This window comes from Streptomyces sp. GL_148 (genome assembly GCF_057834205.1).
On the sequence record NZ_CM174396.1, the window covers coordinates 1,758,282 to 1,775,073 of the forward strand.

Here is a 16,792-nt window from a genome sequence, read left to right on the forward strand (position 1 = left end):
GACTGCGGCGGGGCCGGGGGCGTCGTGTCTGCGGTCACCGGGTCTCCCACTTGCGCTGGAGGTGGTTCATGCCGCTCAGCCAGCGGTCCGGGTCGGTGGCGCGGGACGCGTAGAAGTCCGCGACCTCGGGGTGCGGGAGGATCAAGAACCGGCCCTTCTCCATGCCGTCGAACAGTGCGTCCGCGACCGCTTCCGGTGTGATCGCGGTCGGTGCGAGGACCAGCTCGCCCGCCGATCCGGCGGCGGTGAGCATGTCGGTCCGGACCCCCTGCGGGCAGATGGCGTGGACCTGGAGCCCGCGGTGGCGGTAGGTCAGCGAGAGCCATTCCGCGAAGGCGAGCGCGCCGTGCTTGGTGACACTGTACGGGGCCGCTCCGATCATGGTCAGCAGCCCTGCGGCCGAGACGGTGGACACGAAGCGGCCGCTCCCGCGCTCCAGCCAGTCGGGCAGCAGCAGCCGGGCGGCGCGGACGTGGGCCATGACGTTGGTGTCCCAGGCCGCCTCCCAGACGGCCTCGTCGGCGAAGGCGTCGCCGCCGGAGGCGAGGCCCGCGTTGGCGCAGTAGACGTCCACGGTGCCGCCGAGCGCCTCGCGGGCCTCCGCGACCACGGCCGAGGCGTCGCCGGGCACCGCGACGGCGCGGGCGCCGATCGCGTCCGCGACGGAGGCGGCCTTGGCGGGGTCGAGGTCGTTGACCGCGACGGTCGCCCCCTCGGCGGCGAAGCGGTGGGCGAGGGCGGCTCCGATGCCGCCGCCCGCGCCGGTGACGACGACTCGCTGGTCCTGGAACACGTTCACGGGTCCGCCCTTCGTGTGGTGGTGCCTTGGTTGCCCTGGCGCCCTGGCGCCCTGGGTGCCTGGCGTCCCGGGTGCCTGAGCCGCCTGCCGGATCACGGGCAGACTAACCAGTCGGTATGTCCGGGTGGAAGGGTGCGGAGCCCTACTTTGGCGCGATGACGCTGTCGCGACGCGGGTTGCTGGGTCTGGCCGGGGCGGCGGGCGCCGCGGGCGCCCTGGGGGCGGGGGCCCCGGGAGTGGGAGCCCCAGAGGCGGGAGCCGCGGGGGCGCAGGCGACGGTCGCGCCCGTCGGCCGGGTGCGGACCGGGTTCGAGCGGCTCGCCGCGGACGGGTACGCCGTAGTGGCCGGGCAGCGGGTCGGGGTGGTCACCAACCCGACGGGGATCACCGCTGACGCCCGCCACCTGGTCGACGTACTGCACGCGGACCCGCGCGTGGACCTGGTCGCGGTGTTCGGCCCCGAGCACGGCTTCCGGGGTACGGCCCAGGCGGGCGGTTCGGAGGGGGCCGGGCGGGATCCGGCGACCGGGCTGCCCGTGTACGACACGTACGACAAGAGCGGGCAGCGGCTCGCGGACGTCTTCACGGCGGCCGGCGTCGACACCGTCGTCTTCGACATCCAGGACGTCGGCGCCCGCTTCTACACCTACATCTGGACCCTCTACGACTGCATGCGCGCGGCCGCGCTCGCCGGCAAGGCGGTGGTGGTGCTGGACCGCCCCAACCCGGTCGGTGCCCGGCGGGCGGCCGGGCCCGTCCTGCAGCGCCCGTACGCGAGCTTCGTGGGCCGGGAGCCGATCGCGCTGGCGCACGGGATGACGGCGGGCGAGCTGGCCGGGCTCTTCGCGGGCGAGTTCTTGCGGGGAAGCCGCGCCGCCCCGCGGCTGGAGGTGGTGCGGATGGCCGGGTGGCGGCGGGAGTCCTTCTTCGAGGAGACCGGGCTGCCCTGGGTGCCGCCGAGCCCGAACATGCCGACGCCGGGCACGGCCCTGGCGTACGCCGGGACCTGCCTGTTCGAGGGGACGAACCTGTCGGAGGGGCGCGGCACCACCACCCCCTTCGAGCTGGTCGGCGCGGAGGGCGTGGACCGGCGGTGGGCACAGGCCGCGAACGCGCTGGAGCTGCCCGGGGTGTGGTTCCGGGAGGCCTATTTCACGCCGTCCTTCTCCAAGCACGCCGGGAAGACCTGCGGCGGGGTCCGGCTGCTCGTCCACGACCGGGAGGCCTTCGATCCGGTACGGGCCGGGATCGGGCTGCTGGTCACCGCGCGGCGGGTGTGGAGCGGCTTCGCCTGGCGCTCCGACCAGTGGATCGACCGGCTGACGGGCTCGGACCGGGTCCGGCGGATGGTCGACGCGGGGGCGGGTGTGGAGGAGATCGCGGGCGACTGGGCGGCGGGGCTGGCGGAGTTCGCGGCGGTTCGGGAGGAGTACCTGCTGTACCCGTGAACCGGCCGGTGCGCAGGGGCTGGCCGGGCGGCCTGTTCCGCAGGATGCTGCGGAACAGGGACACGGCGTGGAGGGGGGCGTCATGGTGCACATCGGCGGGGCGGTGCCTGCGGGAGCGACGGGGACGGCGGTGGGGATCGGGGCCCGGCCGTACGTGGAGCTGACCTACGACGCGCAGGGCGACGCGGGCCCGGGGGTGCGGGAGACGGTCTTCGGGATCGAGGCCACGGACCTGCTGGTCTTCGCCCACGGATGGAACTCCGACCGGTCCACTGCGATCCGGCTCTTCGACCGGTTCTACGCCCCCTTCGCGGATCTGGTGGGGACCGGGGTACGGCTGGGGTACGTGGGGGTGGTGTGGCCCTCGATCCGGTTCGCGGACGAGCCGATACCCGACTTCGAGCCCCGGGGCGCTGTGGAGGGTGCCGGAGGCGGTGCCGCGGAGCCGGGCCACGGAACGGCCCTGGACCCGGCCACCCGGCAGGCCCTCGGCGCCTTCTGGCCGGGCCGGGCGGCGGAGCTGGACCGGATCGCCGAGCTGCTGGAGGAACGGCCCACGCGGGAGGGGGACTTCACCGAGTTCGGCGCGCTCGTACGGGAGCTGGCCGGGGTGGACGGGGTGGGCACCGGCGACGACCTGGCGGCGGCCTTCGCCCCGCGCGAGGTGCCGGACTTCCTCAGCGGGGACGTGCTGCGGGTGTGCCGGGAGTTCACCGACGCCCTGGCCGAGGCGGGCGCCACGTTCCCCGGGGAACCTCCGGGCGCCGGGGGCTCCCCCGGCTTCTCGGCCGGCGGGGGGATGCGGACGCTGTGGAACGGCGCCAAGGAGGTGCTGCGCCAGGCCACGTACTACCAGATGAAGGCGCGGGCCGGGGTGGTCGGCGAGCACGGCCTCGGGCCGCTGCTGGCGGAGCTGGCCGGCCGCCGCCCGGCCCTGCGGGTGCACCTGGTCGGGCACAGCTTCGGCGGCCGGGTGGTCTCCTTCGCACTGCGCGGGCTGCCGTCCGGGGCGCGGAACGTGAAGTCCCTGACCATCCTCCAAGGGGCCTTCTCCCACTACGCGTTCGCCGACAGCCTGCCGCACGACCGAGGGCGCGGGGGCGCCCTGCGCGGACTGCAGGGCAGGATCGACGGGCCGCTGACGGCCTGCCACTCCCCCTACGACTCCTCCCTCAAGGTGTTCTATCCGCTGGCCTCCCGGATGGCCGGTGATTCGGCCGGTCTGCTGGGTTTCGACGAGCGGTGGGGCGCGATCGGGCACGACGGGGTGCGGGGCGTACCGGGAACCCCGCGGCTGACCCTGGACGCGGCGCTGCGGGGCGGCCTGCCCGCCGCGGGCTGCGTGAGCGTGGACGCGGGCTCCGTGGTCCGGCGCGGCGGGGCCCCCTCGGGGGCGCACAGCGACATCTGCCACGAGGAGCTGGCCCGGCTGGTGGTGGTCGCGGGGCGCATGGGGCGCTGAGTTCCGGCCATGTGCCACCCGCACGCCTCGACCGCCCCCGCATGCGCCCGCACCGGGCCGGGCATGTTGGGCACACGGCGCCGGTCCTGTGGGGAACACAGCGCGGCGGGCACGGCGCCCGGTGCTGGGCGCTCGGCGGAGGTGAAGGTGTGATGGCGGGATTCCGGAGTCTGGCCCATCAGGTGCGCGACGCACGCAACGACGGGGCCCTGCGGCGCCATTCTCTGCGCCGCTGCCTGGAGCGGTTCGCCCCGTACGGGCACCGCGCGACCTGGTGGCACCTGTGCGACCGGCACGGCATCGGCCCCGAGGACCGGGCGGCGGACCCGTCGCGGCTGGTGGCCGCGCTGGAGGAGCTGGAGGAGGCGCGGGCGGTCTGGCTGGAGTACGAGCGGCAGTTCGCGGAGCGCCGGCGGCGCGAGAAGCACGACGGGCTGCGCCGGCCCGAGTGGGCGTGGAGCGGCAGCGGGGACGCGGTCGTGCGGTGCGCCGATCCGGGCGTGCGGCCGCAGGGAGCACTGGGCGAGGTGCTCAGACGGCTGGTGGAGGCGCTGGAGTCGGAGCCGGGGACGGGGTGTCCGGTGTGCGGGGCCCGGGAGCTGCACTGGCCGGTGCGGGCGGATGCTGGGGCTGCCGCTGCGGCTGCGGCTGCTGCTGCTGCGGCGGCGGCGGCCCGGGATTCGACCGTGGGGCCGGGCGGCCGGGCGGCTGGGGCCGGTGGGACTGGCGGGATCGGTGGGACCGGCGCCGGGACCGGTGGGACTGGCGGGACCAGTGGGATCGGTGGGACCGGTGGGACCGGTGGGATCGGCGGCGGGACCGCCGGGGCCTCGGCCGGCGCCGGGTGGGCGTGGGACGGGCCGGTGTGCGCGGGCTGCGGAATCGTGGTGCCGAGACCGGCGCTCGCGGACACGGCATTGCAGGGGGCCGATTTGGCGGGGGCGGCGTGAGCGGGGTGGCGGGCGGCGCGAGCCGGGTGGGGGCGGGAGGGGAGCCCACTCTGGTGGTGTCGCTGAACGGTTCCCGGGGCGCCGCCGACGGCGCGGCCGTCCCGATGAGCCCCGAGGACCTGGTGGACGCCGCGCTGGCGGCGGTGGCCGCCGGGGCCCGGGAGGTGCTGGTCCATCCACGCACCCCGTGCGGGCGCGAGAGCCTCTCGCCCCGGGTGGTCGGGCCGCTGCTGGAGGCTCTGCGCGACGCGGGCCTCGGGGGCGGTGGCGGGGTCCGGGGCGGTCCCGGACCCGGCGGCGGGGTGGCGGCCTCCGTGGCCGTGGCCGTGGGCGTGGGGGCCGAGCCGGATCACGCGGGTCGGCTGGCGCGGGTGCGGAGCTGGACGGTGCTGCCCGACCGGGCGTTGGTGCGGTTCGCGGAGCCGGGCGCGCGGGAGCTCGCCGAGGCGCTGCTGGAGCGCGGGCCGGCGGTGGACGCGGAGGTCCCGGTGGGCGGGGCTGTCCCGGTGGGCGGGGCTGTCCCGGTGGGCGGGGCTGTCCCGGTGGACGGGGCTGTCCCGGTGGACGCGGAGGTCCCGGTCGGCGGGGCGGTCCCGGTCGGCGGGGCGGCGGGCCCGCTCGCGCGGTTCCTCGCCTGGCCGGTGCGGGACCCCTCGCGGGTCCGGCTCGTGGCCGAGCTGGGCTCCGCCGACCCGGGGCCGGTCGCCGAGCTGCTGCGCCGGCTGCCGCCGGTGCCGGTGCTGCTGTTCGGGCGGGAGGCGGCGGCCTGGCCGGCGCTGCGGCTGGCCGCGCGGTACGGCGCCGGGGCGCGGATCGGCGTAGGGGACGTGCTGCACCTGCCGGACGGGCGGGCCGCGCGGTCGAACGCCGAACTGGTCGCGGCGGCGGCCCGCGCGCGGGAGGTCACAAACGGGAACCGGTGAGGCGTTCGCCGAAGACGTCGTCCGGGTTGGAGAGCGCGCAGTTCTCCAGGGAGAGGCATCCGCAGCCGATGCAGTCGGTCAAATGATCGCGCAGGCGGCCGAGTTGGGCTATGCGGTGATCGAGCTCGGCGCGCCAGCTCTCGGAAAGCCGGGCCCAGTCCTCGCGGTTGGGGGTGCGGCCCTCGGGCAACTGGGCGAGTGCGTCGCGGATGCTGGCGAGGGGGATGCCGACGCGCTGGGCGGCCCGTACGAACGCCACGCGGCGCAGTGCGTCGCGGGTGTAGCGGCGCTGGTTGCCGGAGGTGCGGCGGCTGCTGATCAGGCCCTTGGCCTCGTAGAAGTGGAGTGCGGAGACGGCCGCGCCACTGCGGGCGGACAGCTGGCCGACGGTGAGCTCATGGACCTTCTCGGGAATCTGCGGCACACCGCCGAGGGTAATCGGCGGGGCCGGGATTCGGAGCCGGGCACGTCGTCGACGGTCGTTGGCAGTCATCGGCAGCCGCCGGCAGTCGCTGGCAGCCATTGACAGTCGTTGACAGATCCATGACGGCCCCAGCATGCTGAGCAAGCGCTTATTCGCCAGGGAGAGGTACGGGTATGTCCGAGCCGAGGATCTTCACGTCCGCCGAGGAGCTCACCGCCGGAATCGGCGCACCGCTCGGCCCGAGCGACTGGCTGGAGGTGGACCAGAAGCGGATCGACCTCTTCGCGGACGCCACCGGGGACCACCAGTGGATCCACGTGGACCCGGAGCGGGCGGCGTCCGGGCCCTTCGGTTCCACGATCGCGCACGGATACCTCACGCTGTCGCTGCTGCCGAGTTTGGTGCCGCAGATCATGCGGGTCGAGGGCATGCGGATGGGCATCAACTACGGGGTCGACAAGGTGCGTTTCCCGGCGCCGGTGCCGGTCGGGTCGCGGCTGCGCGCGACCGCACTGATCACCGAGGTCGTGGAGGCGGGCGGCGGCGTCCAGGTGTCCGCCACCGTGACCGTCGAGCGCGAGGGCGGCGAGAAGCCCGTGTGCGTGGCGGAGTCGGTGTCCCGCTACTACTTCTGACCTACGTCCGAGGCGTGCCGCCGCCCGACGCACGCGCGGCGGCGGCCTCGTCGGGGCCCGCGCCCACCATGCGGAGCACGAGGCCGGCGTAGAGCGCGCCGACCTCGTCGGGGGTGCGGCGGCCGTCCGCGCTGAACCAGCGGGCCACGTCGATGCAGAGCGACAGCACGGCGAGCGTGGTACCGGGGACGTCCGGGACGAAGAACTCCCCGGCCGCGACGCCGTCGGCGAGGATGCGGCGGATGGCCGCGTCACTCTGCCGGCGCAGGGCCACGATGTCGGAGCGGTGCTCCGGAGCGAGAGCATCGAGCTCGTACTGGACCACGCGCGCGGTGGTGTGATGCGCCGCGTGCCACCGCACGAAGGACCGTACGGCCGCGTCGAGCCGCTCGGCGGCGCTGCCGGGGCCGGAGGCGGCGGTGTCCAGGATCTCCAGGGCCTTGTCGTGGCCGATCCTGCTGATCCGGTGGAGCAGCTCTTCCTTGGTCTTGTAGTGGATGTAGAGCGCGGCCGGGCTCATGCCGGCCCGCCCCGCGATGTCCCGCGTGGTGGTGGCGTGGTACCCGCGCTCCGCGAAGGCCTCCACGGCGGCGACGAGCAGCCGCCGCGCGGCGTCGGGAGTGACCTCCGACCACGGCCGGTAGCCGCCGATCTCCTCCGCGCTGTCCATCGCTCGCTCCCCTCTTCGGCCCGTAGGAATGAACACCTCGGAATGAACAGCCTACCGGAGGGTGAGCAAGCGCTTAGCGATCCTGGGGAGCGGGCTGATTCGGGGTGGCGAAGGGGTCGTAGCTCGTCATGATCTTCTCCATCCGGGCCTGGTCGACCCGGCTGACTATCTGGGTGACCTCCTGGCGGTCACGGATCACCTTGGCGAGGGTGAAGGCCGAGGTGGTGAGGTAGAGGACCGCGATGCCGAGGAAGGCGCGGACCCAGCCGTCGGCCTCCATGTTGTAGATCCCCAGGGAGACCGCACCGATGGCGACGCCGAAGGAGGCGACGGCCTGGCCGTAGTAGGCCCCCGTGTTCTGCTGCTTGACCTGTGTCTCGTTCATGGGTCCAGCTTCGGGCGGGCCGGGCACCGGCACATCCGTGCGCGTACTCACGTACGTACTTAGAAACTTCGGGGCCTCAGAATGCCGAAACCCCTGTACGGGCACGGCCGATGAGGAGCTTCTGGATCTGGCTGGTGCCCTCGTACAGGGTCATCACGCGGGCGTCGCGCAGCAGCTTGCCGGCCGGGTACTCGTCGATGTAGCCGTAACCGCCGTGCACCTGCAGGGCGTTGCTCGCGGCGCGGACTGCGGCCTCGGAGGCGAAGAGCTTGGCGGTGGAGGACTCGGTGGCGAAGGGCAGTCCGCGGTCGATCAGATCGGCGACCCGCCAGGTCAGCAGCCGCGCCGCGTCCACGTCGACGGAGATGTCGGCGATCAGCTCCTGGACCAGCTGGTGGTGGGCGATCGGCTTGCCGAACTGCTCGCGCTCGGCCGCGTAGGAGACGGCCGCGTCCAGCGCGGCCTGGGCGATGCCGACACAGCCCGCGGCGACGGACATCCGGCCCTTGGCGAGGGCCGACATGGCGACGGAGAAGCCCTTCCCCTCGGGGCCGAGCATCGCGGAGGCGGGCACGCGCACGCCGTCGAGGGCGAGTTCGGCGGTGGCCTGGCCGCGCAGGCCCAGCTTGCCGTGGATCTCGCGGCGGGTCAGGCCCGGGGCGTCGGCGGGCACGAGGAACGCGGAGATTCCGCGGTGGCCGGGCTCCTCGTTCGTGCGGGCGAAGAGCAGGACCACGTCGGCCCAGGTGCCGTTGGTGATGAACATCTTGCTGCCGCTGATCACGTACGAGTCGCCCTCGCGCCGGGCGCGGGTGGTGAGGGCGGCGGCGTCGGAGCCGGTGCCCGGCTCGGTGAGCCCGAAGCAGCCGAGGGCTTCGCCGGAGCACAGGCGGGGCAGCCAGGCGCGCTTCTGCTCCTCGCTCCCCCAGGCGGCGACGGTCTTGGCGACCAGGCCCAGGGAGACGGAGACGATGCCGCGCACGGCGGAGTCCCCGCGGCCGAGTTCCTCGGTGACCAGGACGTAGGAGAGGTGGTCTCCGCCGGAACCGCCGTACTCCTCGGGGACGGTCAGGCCGAGGAAGCCGACGGAGCCGAGCTTCTTCACGACGGCCCGGTCCACGCTCTCGGCGCGGTCCCACTCGGCGGCGTACGGAGCGATCTCGCGCTCGGTGAACGCGCGGGCGAGATCACGGACGGCGGACTGTTCCTCGCTGAGTTCCAGATTCACCGGGCACCTCCGGGCGGGGCGGGATCGGACGGGATCGGACGGGGCGGGGATCGGTCGGGGCACGAGCGGACGGGGCGTGAGCAGGCACGACGGCGCGTTAATTACCACCGCTAGTTTAAATGCGGCAGGCCTTACTATGTGACGCATGGCCAGACCGCGCAAGCCCCTCCTCAGCAGATCGCTCATCGTCGAGGCGGCGGGCGCGCTGGTGGACGGCGAGGGGCTGGAGGCCGTCTCGACGCGGCGGCTGGCGGCGGCGCTGGGGGTCAGTGGGCCCTCGCTGTACAACCACTTCCGCACGAAGGACGAGATCCTGGACGCGGTTGCGGACGCGGTGAGCGCGCGGGTCGACTTGTCGATGTTCGAGGCGGGGGACGGCCGGGAGTGGCAGGTCGCGCTGCGCGACTGGGCACACTCCTACCGGGCCGCGCTGTCCGACCATCCGAACATCGTGCCGGTGCTGGCGCGCGGACCGGGCCGCAGGCCCGCCGGGCTGCGGGTGGCCGACGCCGTCTTCGGCGCGATGACCGCGGCCGGCTGGCCGCCCGCGCAGGCGACCCGGATCGGGGCGCTGATGCGGTACTTCATCCTCGGCTCGGCGGTGGGTTCCTTCGCCCGGGGTTTCGTGGACGACGAGACGGCATACGACCCGTCGGACTACCCGCACCTGGGCCAGGCCCACCTGCTGGCGGAGCGCCAGCACGAGGTCGACGAGGGCGCCTTCGAGACGGGCCTGGCGGCGCTGCTGGACGGCCTGGCCCTCCAGTACGCGGCCCTGCGGGAGACGGCCTGACGCCGTCCGGCGCCGCCGGATTCTGCCGGACTCGGCCTGACTCGGCCTGACTCGGCCTGAGGGGAGGCCCGCAGAGAGCGGGCCTCCCGGACGGACGGACGAGCGGGCGGACAGGCGGGCAGGCAGGTGGAGGGGCGGGCCGCTAGAAGATCACCAGTGAGCGGCCGCCCTTGCCCGCCAGCATCGCGTCGAAGGCCGCCGGGATGCCGTCGAGCGTAATCCGGTCGGTGACCAGGGCTCCGAGGTCGAGCCGGCCCGCGCGGACGTGGGCGGCGATCACCGGGAGGTCGCGGGCGGGGTCGCTGTTGCCGTAGACGCAGCCGGTGAGGGTGCGGGCGAAGTGGAAGATCTCCAGGGCGTTGAAGGTGACCTGCTGCTCCTTGCCCCCGATGCCGACGACCGTCGTACGGCCGCCGCGCCGGGTGGACTCCCAGGCGCCGCGGATGCTCGCGGCCCGGCCGGCGCACTCGACGGCCACGTCCGCGCCGTGACCGCCGGTGAGGGCGCGGATGTCCTTGGCGGTGGTCTCGGAGGCGAGCAGGAACTCCGTGGCGCCGGCCGCCCGGGCCAGTTCCTCCTTGTCCGGGGAGACGTCCACGGCCACGATCGGGCCGGCCGTCGCGATCCGGGCCGCCTGGAGGGCGGCCAGACCCACGCCGCCGACTCCGAAGACGGCCACCGACTCGCCGGGGCGGACCTGGGCGCTGTGGTGGACGGCTCCGTAGCCGGTGAGGACCGCGCAGCCGAGCAGTGCGGCCTCGGGGAGCGGGATCCCGGCGGGGGCGGGCAGGACGCAGTTGGCCGCGACGACCGTCTCCTCGGCGAAGGCGGCCACGTTCAGCCCGGGGTGCAGCTCGACGCCCCGGGCATCGTGGGCGTACACCGCTCCGACCCCGGTGAGCGCCTTGGCGCAGAGCCAGACCTCGCCGATCGCGCAGTGGTGGCACTGCCCGCAGGACGGGGCCCAGTTGAGCACCACCCCGTCGCCGGGCGCGACGTGGGTGACCCCTTCGCCGACGGCCAGGACCGTGCCCGCGCCCTCGTGGCCGAGGACGGCGGGTACGGGGACCCGCATGGTGCCGTTGGTGAGGGAGAGGTCGGAGTGGCAGACCCCGGCGGCGGCGAGCCGCACCCGGACCTGGCCGGGCCCGGGTTCGGGCAGCACGATGTCCCGTATCTCAAGGGGGGCTCCGACGGCGGGCAGGATGGCGGCGCGGACCATGATCGTCGTCTCCGTGTGTGCGGGGTCGTGGGGCTGTGAGGGCGCGAGGCTGTGGGCCGTGGCGCTACGGGCGGGCCGGCGGGCCTCTGGGCTGCCGGCCCGCGGGGCTGCCGGCCTGCGAGGCCGCGAGGCCGCGAGGCCGCGAGGCCGCGAGGCCGCGAGGCCGCGAGGCTAGAACTGCAGGGACTTGGTCTGCAGGTACTCGGCGAGGCCGTGCGGGCCCAGCTCGCGGCCCACGCCCGACTTCTTGTACCCGCCGAAGGGCGCGAGCGGGTTGAAGCGACCGCCGTTGATGTCCACCTGGCCGGTGTCCATCAGGCGTGCGAAGGCCACGGCCGTCGCCTCGTCCGCCGCCCAGACCGCCCCGCCCAGCCCGTAGTCGGTGCCGTTCGCGATGGCCAGGGCCTCGTCCTGGTCTCCGTAGGGAAGGATCGACAGCACCGGGCCGAAGATCTCCTCCTGGGCGATGGTCATGTCGGGCGTGACGTCGGCGAACACGGTCGGGGCGATGAAGTACCCCTGCGCGTGCGGCGCCTCGGGCCCGCCCGCGACGAGGCGCGCGCCCTCCTCCACGCCCTTGGTGATGAAGCCGCGGACGCGGTCGCGCTGCTTGGCGCTGACGACCGGGCCGAGGCGGGTGCCCGGGTCGAGGGGGTCGCCGGAGGTGTACTTGCCCGCGGCGGCGGCCGCGAGGGAGACCGCCTCCTCGTAGTCGTCCCGGTGGACGAGCATGCGGGTGAGCGCGTTGCAGCTCTGGCCGGAGTTGTTCATGACGTGGCCGACGCCCGCGGCGACGGCCTTGGCGAGGTCGGCGCCGGGCAGGATGACATTGGCCGATTTTCCGCCCAGTTCCAGGGCGACCCGCTTGACAGCGGCGCCGGCCGTGGCGCCGATCTGCTTGCCGACGGCGGTGGATCCGGTGAAGGAGACGAGGTCGACTCCCTCGTGCGCGGCCAGGGCCTGGCCGGCGACCGGGCCGGTGCCGGTCACCAGGTTGAAGACCCCGGCGGGGATCCCCGCCTCGTGCACGGCTTCGGCGAAGAGCTGTGCGGTCAGCGGGGTGTCCTCGGCGGGCTTGAGGACGAGGGTGCAGCCTGCGGCGAGAGCGGGTGCCACCTTGGCAACGATCTGGTGCAGCGGGTAGTTCCAGGGGGTGATCGCCCCGACGACGCCGACCGGCTCCAGCAGTACGGTCGAGTTCCCGATCCGCTCCTCGAAGGCGTACGAGGCCCCGAGCTCGGCGTAGGAGGAGGCCACGGCGATCGGCGCCCCGACGTGGACCATCTCCGAGAACCCCAGCGGCGAGCCCAGCTCGGCGGTGATCGTCTCGGCTATCTCCCCCTTGCGGGCGACCAGCACGTCACGCAGGGACCCGATGAGGGCGGCCCGCTCGGCCGGAGCAGTGGCCGCCCAGGCCGGGAAGGCCGCGCGGGCCGCGCGTACGGCCTCGTCCACGTCCTCGGGCGTTCCGGCCGGGACCGAGGCGATGGGCCGCTCGTCGGCCGGGTTGAGGACCTCGATGCGGCCGTGGCCGAGGGCGGCCCGCCACTCGCCGCCGATGTACATCCCGTCGTGGGCCTTCATGGCAATCCTCCCGAGCGCGCGCGGGCGCGTGGACCTGTGGACGTCTGGACGTCTGGACCTGTGAACGATGACGCGTGACGTGCGGTCGCCGTATCTGACCCGACGTCGCCAACACCCTACAAACTAGCGCCGGTAGTTTTGTGTGCGCCAGGGGCGTACGGGGTCAGATGATGCCGAAAAGCATCCCTGCCGCCAGGACCACCAAGCCGCGCCGACCGCCGCCTGGTTCCGCGCACCCACAACGACTACGCGTACCAGGCGCGGGCCGCTGCCGAGCTGGTGTCGCTCACCCAGGACGACGTGTACCTCGCCGCGCTGCCCGCCGACCTCAATATCGCCTTCGGCGGCCCCGGCATCATCGGCACGCTCACCGTCGGCGGCACCGTCGTCCTGGTCGAGGACCCGGAACCCGCCGCGTTCCTGGCTGCCATCGAGCGCGAGCGGGTCACCGTCGCCTCGCTGACGCCGGACACCGCCCGGCTCTGGCTCGACGCGCGTCCCGCCGTCCGGGCCGATGTGAGCAGCCTGCGCCTCGTGCAGATCGGTGGCCGCACCCCGCCCTTGGACCGCGCGACCGCCGAACGGGTGAGCTCCGAAGGGGGCTGCCGCCTCCAGCAGGTCTTCGGTACGGACGAAGGGCTGCTCACCCTCACGCGGACCGACGATCCCGACGAGACGGTGCTCACGACGCAGGGCCGTCCGCTCTCCCCCGACGACCAGATCCGCGTCGTCGACGCCGACGGCACGGAAGTCCCCGACGGGGAGCCGGGCGAACTCCTGGCCCGCGGCCCCTACACCGCCCGCGGCTACTACCGTTCGCCCGGCCTCAACGCACGCTCCTTCACCCCCGACGGCTACGTGCGCACCGGTGCCCTGGCGCGACGCACGCCGGACGGCAACCTGGTGGTGACCGGCCGCCTCCAAGGCGTCGCGCGGCCGCTGGGCCAGACCGCCGGACCGGGCGGCTGACCCGTCCGGTCGGTGACGGGCGGGGAGGTGTGGCGCCGGCCCGGCGGCGCGTAAGGCGGTGGCGGTCTCCCGGCGCGGGGGCCGCCATCACCATCCGACGCGCGTGCTCCGCCCGGTCAGTCCAGGACGCGCGCGAGGTAGGCGTGCATCATCGCGCGGGTTTCGGCGACGATGTCGGGGTCGCCTGCCGGGTCGTTGCGGAAGGCCAGCTGGATCAGGGCGTCGGTGGCCTCGACCGCGACCAGGACGGCCCGCTCCAAGGCGGCGTCCGGAGTGAGGGTGAGGTGGGCGCCGAGGAGTTCGGTGAGGCGGACGGCGACCAGGTGGTTGGGGTCGGAGGCGGGCCCCTCGGACGGCGGCGCCGGCACCCCGAAGTCGACGAGGGCGAAGCCGGGCACGCTGCGCTTCATGACGAGGTACTCGTCCAGCACCGCGTCGACGACCGGGCGCCAGTCGGTGTCCGGGAGGTCCGCGAGCCGCTGCTCGATGCCGTCGGCGTAGCGGTCGAGGTTGCGGTGGGCCAGGGCGATGGCCATGGCCCGTTTGTTGCCGAAGAACCGGTAGACCGAACCGATCGGCACGCCGGCCCGCAGGGCCACGGCGCGGGTGCTGAGGTTCTCGTACCCGGTCTCGTCGAGGAGCTCCGCGCAGGCGTCGAGGATCCGGGCGAGGCGGTCGGCGCTGCGCTGCTGGATCGGCGTCCGGCGCAGGGGGTGGGCTGGGGGCACGGGGTCCATCATGCCGCTCCTGGGTTCACGGGTCGGCGGCGGTACCGGTTCGGCCGCCTCAGTTCAGCAGCAGGCTGAGGCCGCCCACCGTGTACGTGATCATCAGCGCGAGCAGCGGCAGTTGCCCGGCGACGGCTTTGGCGGGCGGAAAGAGGCGTACGGAGCGGTCGTGCGCGGCGATCACGCCGAGGACGTGGCCGGTGACGACGGCGATCACCTGGAGTGCGGCGAGGCCGCCGGGACCCAAGGGAGACAAGGGTTCGGGGACGTTGTCAGTGCCCAATGCCATGATGACTGTGCGTGGTCCTTCGACTACCAGGAGGGAGAAGTAGTGGGCGACGAGATAGCCGAGGGCGATCGGTACGAGTGAGTGCGCGAAGGCGGTCAGCGGGCCGGGGTGCGGGCCGCAGACGAGGCGGGTGACCGCCGCGCAGAGGCAGTAGAGGGCGGCGACGAGGGCGACGGCTCCGATGAGTCCGAGGGTGGCCGCAGCCGTGCGGCCGAGGGGGGAGGTCTGGATCGCATTGATCCACGAGGGGTTGTCGGAGAAGCCGTCGTAGGCGGTGGATCCGAGCAGGACGCAGACGGTGGCGACGAGTCCGGGCTGCTCGGGTGTCGCGTCGAGTCCGTGGAAGGGGTTACGGAGAACGAGGCGGCCGTCGCTGCGACGGCCGAGGGGGGAGAGCCGGGCCAGGAGGGCGGAGTACACCTCGAAGGCGTCTCCGTCGGCGAACCAGCGCTCGCCGTAGCGGGCGGCGAGCAGGAGCTGGACGGCGGCGTAGCCGGTCAGGGCGATCAGGAGGGTGGTGGTGGAGGCGGGATCGGGAGAGACGAGTTCGAGCCAGGTGAAGGCGAAGAGCCCTGCGGCGGCCGGCCACTGCCCCAGCCGGGCGGGGAGCCGGCGGTACGTCCGGGGCTCCGGACGCGGGGACGACGGGCCCGGGGGCCCCGGGTCAGGGGCCTTTGGCACCACGGCGAGGTGTGGTGCCGGGAGGCGTGGGCTCCGGGAGGAGCGCGCGGCGGCGGCTCCGGCGGCAACTGGGGCTGAGGGGCCGGCCGTACGGAGCTTCCCCGACAGCCGGGCGAGCAGGCGGTGCAGGGCACGGAGCGGGCTGAGGAGGCGCCAGACGGGACCGAAGAGGAGGGAGGCGGGGACGAGGCCGACCCAGAGCAGGACGTAGACGGCGCCGGGAGCGGGGTTGCGGGCGGGGTCGTCGGGACCGAGGAGGAGGTACAGGAGAACGGCGAGCGCGGCCGCGAGGCCGAGCCCACGCAGGGCGGTGCGGGTGGCCGGCGCGTCGGCCACCCGCTGGAACCCGGCGGGCAGCGCGAGGCCGGAGCGGTCGCCGCGGAAGCGGGAGGCGGACCAGAGGAGACCCAGTGCGAGGAAGGAGACGAAGAGTGCGGTGAAGGCACCGGCGAAGGCATAGAAGGGAGAGATCGGCAGATCGTGCTGCGAGCCGATGCCGTGCGCGAACACGGTGAGCGGATCGGCCGGGTGAAGGACCACGCCCTGGCCGGACCCGCCACCGGACACCCCGTACGGGACCATCTCCGGCCCGGACCCGGTCACCGCCGGACCGCCGGGGCCGTGGCCAGGGGCAGGGGCAGAGCCAGGGGCAGGGGCAGGATGTGGGTCAGGGCCGGGGCGCAGGCCGGGGCACAGGTCGGTGTCAGGGCCGGCGCGCCGGTCGGAGCCGGGGCTCCGGCCGGGATCCGGGTCGATTCCGTGAGCCGGGGTGCTGGGGTCATCGGACGACGAGTTGGGTCAGGACGAGGTTGGACTCGTGGGTCTCGACCTCGAAGAGGCCCGTGCGGTCGGCATTCAGGATCAGGGTGGCCTCCTGACCTGCCGGCAGGGCGAGTTCCTTGTCGATGCCGTGCACGTGCAGGGTGTCCGCGCGGTCGCTGGTGACCCGTAGAGCCACGCGTTCGCCGCGCGTCACCTCCACCCGGCCCGGGGCCGGGCTGACCTTGCCGTCCCGCACGGTGATGGTCACCGTACGGTCGGCCTGCGCCGCCTCCGGGGGCGTGGGAGACGGTGCGGCCGGGGAATGGGAGTGGGTGGACTGGCCGGATTCCGCGGCGAGTTGGAGGGTTGCTTCGACCGGCTTTCCCGCCACCGCCCAGGCCGTGTGGTCGTCCGCGTAGAGGCGGACGGTCAGGGTGTGCGTGCCGCCCTCGGGCACCTGCGTGGCGGGCAGGTGGAACCAAGGGCCGTACAGGCGGGCCAGTTTGCGGCCGTCCAGCTCCAGGTGCGCGTGCCCGGCACCCGGGAGGGCGGCGCCGCCGGTGCTGTCGGGGGTGAAGTGGAAGTTCGTCACCGTCAGCTGGAGGTTCCAGCCGTCCTCGGAGTCCGGCCGGGAGGCGAGCCGGACCTCCGGCGCGCCCTCGGCCGGGACCTCGCGGAGCCGGTGGCCCGCGCCGTCGTCGGCGGTGAGCAGGGTGCCGGCCTTGCCGGAGGCCTGCTCGTGGGTGGTGCCGGGCTTGTGGTGGGTGGTGGCCCGCCCCCCGCAGCCCGTCGCCGCGCCGCCGGCCAGGAGCAGGGCCAGGGCGAGCAGCGCCGCCGCGC

Annotated in this window: 17 protein-coding genes and 1 pseudogene; 7 read left to right on the forward strand and 11 right to left on the reverse strand. The window is 74.3% G+C overall.

Annotated elements, in window-relative coordinates:
• Positions 1-34: 34 nt before the first annotated feature.
• On the reverse strand, positions 35-799 hold the full coding sequence (locus AC3IYI_RS08070) for an SDR family oxidoreductase (protein ID WP_489409531.1): 765 nt from the start codon (positions 797-799) through the stop codon (positions 35-37).
• A gap of 155 nt (positions 800-954) precedes the next feature.
• Here AC3IYI_RS08070 and AC3IYI_RS08075 point away from each other — a divergent pair, with 155 nt between their 5' ends.
• From AC3IYI_RS08075 to AC3IYI_RS08090, 4 genes and pseudogenes are all read left to right on the forward strand, one after another.
• Positions 955-2,247 (forward strand): exo-beta-N-acetylmuramidase NamZ family protein, encoded by a 1,293-nt coding sequence (locus AC3IYI_RS08075; RefSeq protein ID WP_489409532.1) that lies wholly within the window; start codon positions 955-957, stop codon positions 2,245-2,247.
• A gap of 82 nt (positions 2,248-2,329) precedes the next feature.
• Positions 2,330-3,709, forward strand: a complete 1,380-nt coding sequence (locus AC3IYI_RS08080) for a serine-threonine protein kinase (RefSeq protein ID WP_489409533.1) — start codon at positions 2,330-2,332, stop codon at positions 3,707-3,709.
• Between the two features lie 152 nt (positions 3,710-3,861).
• A pseudogene (locus AC3IYI_RS08085) lies at positions 3,862-4,338 on the forward strand (hypothetical protein); the annotation flags it as partial.
• A gap of 317 nt (positions 4,339-4,655) precedes the next feature.
• On the forward strand, positions 4,656-5,582 hold the full coding sequence (locus tag AC3IYI_RS08090; RefSeq protein ID WP_489409534.1) for a 3-keto-5-aminohexanoate cleavage protein: 927 nt from the start codon (positions 4,656-4,658) through the stop codon (positions 5,580-5,582).
• Here the strand turns inward: AC3IYI_RS08090 and soxR are convergent.
• Positions 5,563-6,006, reverse strand: coding sequence for a redox-sensitive transcriptional activator SoxR (soxR, locus tag AC3IYI_RS08095; RefSeq protein ID WP_243333912.1), 444 nt, complete (start codon positions 6,004-6,006; stop codon positions 5,563-5,565). The genes AC3IYI_RS08090 and soxR overlap by 20 nt on opposite strands.
• Positions 6,007-6,179: 173 nt before the next feature.
• On the opposite strand from soxR, the gene AC3IYI_RS08100 reads away from it, so the two are divergent.
• Positions 6,180-6,641 (forward strand): MaoC family dehydratase, encoded by a 462-nt coding sequence (locus AC3IYI_RS08100; RefSeq protein WP_489409535.1) that lies wholly within the window; start codon positions 6,180-6,182, stop codon positions 6,639-6,641.
• 1 nt (position 6,642) lies between these two features.
• Here the strand turns inward: AC3IYI_RS08100 and AC3IYI_RS08105 are convergent, their stop codons facing one another.
• The 3 genes from AC3IYI_RS08105 to AC3IYI_RS08115 form a co-directional block, all read right to left on the reverse strand.
• Positions 6,643-7,311, reverse strand: a complete 669-nt coding sequence (locus AC3IYI_RS08105) for a TetR/AcrR family transcriptional regulator (protein ID WP_489409536.1) — start codon at positions 7,309-7,311, stop codon at positions 6,643-6,645.
• A gap of 73 nt (positions 7,312-7,384) precedes the next feature.
• Positions 7,385-7,696, reverse strand: a complete 312-nt coding sequence (locus tag AC3IYI_RS08110; RefSeq protein WP_489409537.1) for a YiaA/YiaB family inner membrane protein — start codon at positions 7,694-7,696, stop codon at positions 7,385-7,387.
• Between the two features lie 76 nt (positions 7,697-7,772).
• Positions 7,773-8,924, reverse strand: coding sequence for an acyl-CoA dehydrogenase family protein (locus AC3IYI_RS08115; RefSeq protein ID WP_489409538.1), 1,152 nt, complete (start codon positions 8,922-8,924; stop codon positions 7,773-7,775).
• Positions 8,925-9,069: 145 nt separating this feature from the next.
• Here AC3IYI_RS08115 and AC3IYI_RS08120 point away from each other — a divergent pair, with 145 nt between their 5' ends.
• Positions 9,070-9,717 carry a TetR/AcrR family transcriptional regulator gene (locus AC3IYI_RS08120; RefSeq protein WP_489409539.1) on the forward strand — a complete coding sequence of 216 codons (648 nt, stop codon included), beginning with the start codon at positions 9,070-9,072 and terminating at the stop codon, positions 9,715-9,717.
• A 142-nt stretch (positions 9,718-9,859) separates the two neighbouring features.
• Here the strand turns inward: AC3IYI_RS08120 and AC3IYI_RS08125 are convergent, their stop codons facing one another.
• The gene (locus AC3IYI_RS08125; protein ID WP_489409540.1) at positions 9,860-10,939 is read right to left on the reverse strand and encodes a Zn-dependent alcohol dehydrogenase; all 1,080 of its coding nucleotides are present in this window, start codon (positions 10,937-10,939) and stop codon (positions 9,860-9,862) included.
• A 171-nt stretch (positions 10,940-11,110) separates the two neighbouring features.
• Entirely contained in the window at positions 11,111-12,523 is a 1,413-nt protein-coding gene (locus tag AC3IYI_RS08130) for an aldehyde dehydrogenase family protein (RefSeq protein ID WP_489409541.1), read from the reverse strand.
• Positions 12,524-12,802: 279 nt separating this feature from the next.
• Between AC3IYI_RS08130 and AC3IYI_RS08135 the strand changes: the two genes are divergently transcribed.
• Positions 12,803-13,492 (forward strand): AMP-binding protein, encoded by a 690-nt coding sequence (locus tag AC3IYI_RS08135; protein WP_489409542.1) that lies wholly within the window; start codon positions 12,803-12,805, stop codon positions 13,490-13,492.
• A gap of 116 nt (positions 13,493-13,608) precedes the next feature.
• Here the strand turns inward: AC3IYI_RS08135 and AC3IYI_RS08140 are convergent, their stop codons facing one another.
• Genes AC3IYI_RS08140 through AC3IYI_RS08155 form a run of 4 tightly spaced genes read right to left on the reverse strand, consistent with a single transcriptional unit; the run spans position 13,609 to position 16,781 of the window.
• A complete protein-coding gene (locus AC3IYI_RS08140) occupies positions 13,609-14,229 on the reverse strand; it encodes a TetR/AcrR family transcriptional regulator (RefSeq protein ID WP_243340999.1) in 621 nt (206 codons plus the stop codon).
• 49 nt (positions 14,230-14,278) lie between these two features.
• Positions 14,279-15,772, reverse strand: a complete 1,494-nt coding sequence (locus AC3IYI_RS08145; protein WP_489411467.1) for a hypothetical protein — start codon at positions 15,770-15,772, stop codon at positions 14,279-14,281.
• Between the two features lie 17 nt (positions 15,773-15,789).
• Positions 15,790-15,972 (reverse strand): hypothetical protein, encoded by a 183-nt coding sequence (locus tag AC3IYI_RS08150; RefSeq protein WP_489409543.1) that lies wholly within the window; start codon positions 15,970-15,972, stop codon positions 15,790-15,792.
• Positions 15,969-16,781, reverse strand: a complete 813-nt coding sequence (locus AC3IYI_RS08155) for a cupredoxin domain-containing protein (RefSeq protein ID WP_489411468.1) — start codon at positions 16,779-16,781, stop codon at positions 15,969-15,971. The genes AC3IYI_RS08150 and AC3IYI_RS08155 overlap by 4 nt, the downstream gene beginning before the upstream one ends.
• Between the last annotated feature and the right edge of the window lie 11 nt (positions 16,782-16,792).

Coding starts and splice junctions, on each gene's coding strand:
- AC3IYI_RS08120 (WP_489409539.1), top strand. CDS start 9,070: ATGGCCAGACCGCGCAAGCCCCTCCTCAGCAGATCGCTCATCGTCGAG.
- AC3IYI_RS08140 (WP_243340999.1), bottom strand. CDS start 14,229: ATGGACCCCGTGCCCCCAGCCCACCCCCTGCGCCGGACGCCGATCCAG.
- AC3IYI_RS08100 (WP_489409535.1), top strand. CDS start 6,180: ATGTCCGAGCCGAGGATCTTCACGTCCGCCGAGGAGCTCACCGCCGGA.
- AC3IYI_RS08145 (WP_489411467.1), bottom strand. CDS start 15,772: ATGGTCCCGTACGGGGTGTCCGGTGGCGGGTCCGGCCAGGGCGTGGTC.
- AC3IYI_RS08080 (WP_489409533.1), top strand. CDS start 2,330: ATGGTGCACATCGGCGGGGCGGTGCCTGCGGGAGCGACGGGGACGGCG.
- AC3IYI_RS08125 (WP_489409540.1), bottom strand. CDS start 10,939: ATGGTCCGCGCCGCCATCCTGCCCGCCGTCGGAGCCCCCCTTGAGATA.
- AC3IYI_RS08105 (WP_489409536.1), bottom strand. CDS start 7,311: ATGGACAGCGCGGAGGAGATCGGCGGCTACCGGCCGTGGTCGGAGGTC.
- AC3IYI_RS08150 (WP_489409543.1), bottom strand. CDS start 15,972: ATGACCCCAGCACCCCGGCTCACGGAATCGACCCGGATCCCGGCCGGA.
- AC3IYI_RS08075 (WP_489409532.1), top strand. CDS start 955: ATGACGCTGTCGCGACGCGGGTTGCTGGGTCTGGCCGGGGCGGCGGGC.
- AC3IYI_RS08130 (WP_489409541.1), bottom strand. CDS start 12,523: ATGAAGGCCCACGACGGGATGTACATCGGCGGCGAGTGGCGGGCCGCC.
- AC3IYI_RS08110 (WP_489409537.1), bottom strand. CDS start 7,696: ATGAACGAGACACAGGTCAAGCAGCAGAACACGGGGGCCTACTACGGC.